This window comes from Microcoleus sp., from assembly GCF_049646505.1.
Classification (GTDB): Bacteria; Cyanobacteriota; Cyanobacteriia; order Cyanobacteriales; family Microcoleaceae; genus Microcoleus.
Window position 1 is genome coordinate 1 of the sequence record NZ_JBARVX010000089.1, and the last position, 2958, is coordinate 2958.

The following is a 2958-nucleotide window of genomic DNA, read 5'->3' on the forward strand; positions in this document are numbered from 1 at the left end:
AATCTCGCCAGTCCCGATTCCCGCCGTCGAGGAAGCTGTTTCACTCTGTTGTAGGGGCACTACCCCTACAAAACGATGATTTCGCCGAGACTGAAACCGCCGGGCCCGGCAGCGGGGGGATCTGGAATCGGCGGCGAGATTTTTGACAACTCCCCAGCAGTCGGGCGATGTCAGCTTTGTTTACTCTGGTGCGATCGTTATTTCATCCAAAGACGCGATCGCCACATCAGCCTTTTCCAAATGACTAACCCCCGCATTTCCCCAACAAATCCCGATACAGCCAGCCGCGCCCGCATTCTTACCCATCTGAATATCGCCCGTGGAATCTCCCACCATCAAAGTTGCTGCGGGATTCACTCCGAGTTGTTCGCAAGCTTGCAAAAACAATCTCGGATCGGGTTTATTAAGTTCCGCAGAATCCACACCCATTTCTAACTGAATCCACGCGCTTAATTCGTGAGTTTTCACAAATTTCTGCACCCCCGCAGTCGTAGCAGCCGAAAGAATTCCCAGCTTCAAACCCGCTTCCGAAAGATTTTTCAGCACTTCCAAACTGCCGACAAACATCGGAGAAGTAGCAGCATTTTTAAACATTTCGTCCGCTTCATCAAAAGCGCGGCCCGCTATACTTAAAGATTCCAACCATCCCCTGCCAGTTTCTGCGATGTATCCCGCCGCCACAATCTCATTTTCCCTGCGACTGCCCACGGCCAGCAAACCCGTCGGGTCAATGCTGCCGCCTTCGATGCCGAAAGCCATTTGTAAAGGCTCTCCCACGCCGGGAATTTGAGCGTCTGCCAAGCGCGACCGCTTAATTCCCAACAATCTCAAAAACTCCTGAGAATCTTCTAGAGTGCCGTCTTTGTCAAAGATTACGGCTTCGATATTGGAGAAGGTAATGCCGCGACATTTAATAGTTACCAAAAATCATAACTCCCTAATTTTTATATTTTTTTGTATTGTCTCATGTTGCGCTCTTTTTGGCAATTGTTTTTAGCGCAACATAACTCTCTTGTCCCACCCCCTACTCCCCTTATTAAGGGGGAGTAGGGCGTGTTTTCTTGCCTGATCCATCAAACCCGGAGATCCCCCTCGCATCCCCCTTAAAAAGGGGGACTTTGAGCTTCTTTCTCCCCCCTTTTTAAGGGGGGTTGGGGGGGATCTCCGGGTTTGAAAACACGCCCTAGGGGATATCTGGCCCTAAGAATGACGATCGCACGCACCCAACAACTCCTGACAAACTCCCTCAAAACACTGCAACACATCAACATTCGTAAACCTGACAACTTGCAGTCCATACCCCTCGAAAATCCCTGTTCTTTCCGCATCATATTGTTTCCCCTGTTCGGTAAAATGACTCTCGCCATCAACCTCAATTACCAATCTTAAAGCAGCACAATAAAAATCTACAATAAAATTGTCGATCGGTCGCTGTCTCAAAACTCGAAAAGGGAAATTTATCAGAAAATCTTCCCAAAGTTTCTTTTCGGCTGGAGTTGGATTTTTCCGAAGTTCCTTGGCGATAGGGATGAGTTTTGGGTTGTAAGGTAGGTGGAAATTGGAGTCGTTTAATTTGGTCATAATCCTCCTAATCTCGGATTGATCCCCCCTAGCCCCCCGAAAGCAAGGGGGGGACAAGAGAGTTCTCAAAGTCCCCCTTGCTTTCGGGGGATTTAGGGGGATCTCCGGTGGATAAAGAGTGTTAACGCAAGCGTATTTGGTCATAATCCTCCTAATCTCGATCCGGAGATCCCCCCTAACCCCCCTTAAGAAGGGGGGGACATGAAGCACTCAAAGTCCCCCTTGCTTTCGGGGGATTTAGGGGGATCTCCGGGGGACAAGAGTTTAACTGCCTAATCTAATCTCAAACATCATAAATCAAGACTCCACAATATTTAAAATCTTCCTGCTAAATTGGCAACAATTAATGCTAGTTGAATCGGCTTCACAGGCTTAGCAATATGTGTTTGAAAACCCGCCTCGATCGCCCTTTGGCGTTCGGGATCGCTCGCATAGGCAGTCAGCGCCACGGCTGGGATTTGTCCTCCGGCTGCCTCAGCAAGAGCTCGCACTTCTCGAATCAAGAAATACCCATCTTCCTCCGGCATGGCGATATCGGAGATCAGCACGTCGTATTTGCCGGGATTTTCTGTCAAAGCAGCGATCGCACTTCTGGCAGATGCAACTGTCAAAACCTCGGCCCCGTAGCTTTCGAGCACAAATTCCAATAACTCGCGGGTATCGATGCGATCGTCTACAGCTAAAATGTGCAAGCCTTCGAGAGAAGGGACGGTATCGCTAGATGCGTCGCCTGAATTTGCAGCCGATACAGTTGGTGGGAAATCGATCGCCCCTGTCAACACTTCAGCCGAGTCTCGCAAAGGCAATCTCACAGTTATTGTAGTTCCCTGTCCCTCCCCCGGACTCTCGGCAATCACGATTCCCCCGTGCAAGCCGACAAGATGGTAGACGATCGACAAACCCAATCCCAGCCCTTGATTCTGCTTAGTGGTGCTAGAATCTCCTTGGCGGAAGCGATCGAAAATATGCGGCAAAAACTCCGGCGCAATCCCTTTCCCCGTGTCGGTAACTCGAAGTTGAGCGCGAAGCTCGATCGGCTCCAAGACAACTTCCACTCGTCCTCCGGCGGGAGTAAACTTAATCGCATTAGACAGGATATTCCACACAACTTGCTGCAAGCGATCGGCATCGCCCAAGACAATTGCAGAAGTCAACTGCGAAACAATTTCAATGTTTTTGGCATCCGCTGATAGTTGCACCCCGTCGATCGCAGCTTGCACCACCAACAGCAGATCCGTCGGACTGCTATGGAGAACGAGCTTGTTGCCGGTAATCCGCGAAATATCTAGGATATCTTCGATTAACTGAGATTGCGCCAGGGCACTCCGCTCGATCACCTCTAGGGCGCGAGCGGCGGTTGCTTCACTGAGCTTCCCG

3 protein-coding genes are annotated in these 2958 nt (G+C 50.2%); all 3 read right to left on the reverse strand.

Annotated features, from left to right (window positions below; all coding sequences use genetic code 11):
• Positions 1 to 180: 180 nt before the first annotated feature.
• Positions 181 to 924: an HAD family hydrolase gene (locus WBA89_RS05005; protein WP_424404432.1), complete on the reverse strand. Its 744-nt coding sequence runs from the start codon at positions 922 to 924 to the stop codon at positions 181 to 183.
• Between the two features lie 276 nt (positions 925 to 1200).
• Complete coding sequence (locus tag WBA89_RS05010) at positions 1201 to 1581, reverse strand: endonuclease domain-containing protein (protein ID WP_424404433.1); 381 nt, start codon at positions 1579 to 1581, stop codon at positions 1201 to 1203.
• 314 nt (positions 1582 to 1895) lie between these two features.
• Positions 1896 to 2958: ATP-binding response regulator (locus tag WBA89_RS05015; protein ID WP_424404434.1), on the reverse strand; the 1063-nt coding region annotated here is incomplete at its 5' end.